This window comes from Cupriavidus sp. SK-3 (assembly GCF_000611145.1).
GTDB lineage: Bacteria > Pseudomonadota > Gammaproteobacteria > Burkholderiales > Burkholderiaceae > Cupriavidus.
In genome coordinates this window covers 1-797 of sequence record NZ_JFJV02000071.1, presented here as the reverse complement: position 1 = coordinate 797, position 797 = coordinate 1, and the positions used below count along the sequence as shown (strand labels likewise).

Sequence of the window (797 nt, the reverse complement as noted above, 5' to 3'; positions counted from 1 at the left end):
TCAGGCGGCCATGCCGAGTTCAGGCAGGGAGATCTCCTGGGCGACGTAGTCGTGGTAGAGCGCGGTGGTGTAGAGCAGGCGCATCTGTGCGCCGATCTCGCAGATTTTCAGGCAGCGCTGCTGCAGCTCGGGCGTGTCGGCGTGTTCCAGCACGATCTGGTAGCCGCGTTCGCCGTGGATCTCGTCGGAGACGATATGCAGGTCGAAGAATTCGACTTCCTCGTCGGTGAAGCCATATTTGTCGCGCAGGGTCGGGGTCTGCTTGCGGTAGATCGAGGGCACCTGGGACTCCAGGCCAACCACCAGGCCGGCGACGGCGACGACCGGGTCTTCGCGCATGGCCACGGCGTAGCACCAGCTTTGCAGGCCACGGGTGGTGGCGGACATATTGTCGGGGTCGATCACGCGCTCGCGGGTAGTGCCGCAGGCTTCGGCAAAGCGGATCAGCAGGTCGGTATGGCGGTCGCCGCCGATTTCTTCCTCGTACATATTGGCGAGCAGGAAGTCCTTGGCTTCGGTGAAGCGGTCGGGGGTGCGGGCGTAGATGTAGGCGAGGTAGTCGGCGAAGGGTCCGACGTAGTGGTAATGGTTCTCGGCCCAGCGCGCGAGGTGGTCGCGGGAGAGCTTGCCGCTGGCCCAGGCCACGCTGAAGGGGGCCTTGTTGGCGCTCTTGCCCTTGATGGCGTTTTCAAGGGCGGCACGGAAATCATCACGGTTCATCAGTTCGGCCATTTGGGGGGGGGCTCCTGTGGGCAACGAGTTCAAGGTTGGGGGACTGCGTGACGTGGTCCGGAGGT

Annotated in this window: 1 protein-coding gene; it reads right to left on the bottom strand. The window is 64.0% G+C overall.

Annotated features, from left to right (window positions below; genetic code table 11):
* Positions 1-732 carry a TenA family transcriptional regulator gene (locus tag CF70_RS07630; RefSeq protein ID WP_035862679.1) on the bottom strand — a complete coding sequence of 244 codons (732 nt, stop codon included), beginning with the start codon at positions 730-732 and terminating at the stop codon, positions 1-3.
* Positions 733-797: the final 65 nt, after the last annotated feature.

Coding starts and splice junctions, on each gene's coding strand:
- CF70_RS07630 (WP_035862679.1), bottom strand. CDS start 732: ATGGCCGAACTGATGAACCGTGATGATTTCCGTGCCGCCCTTGAAAAC.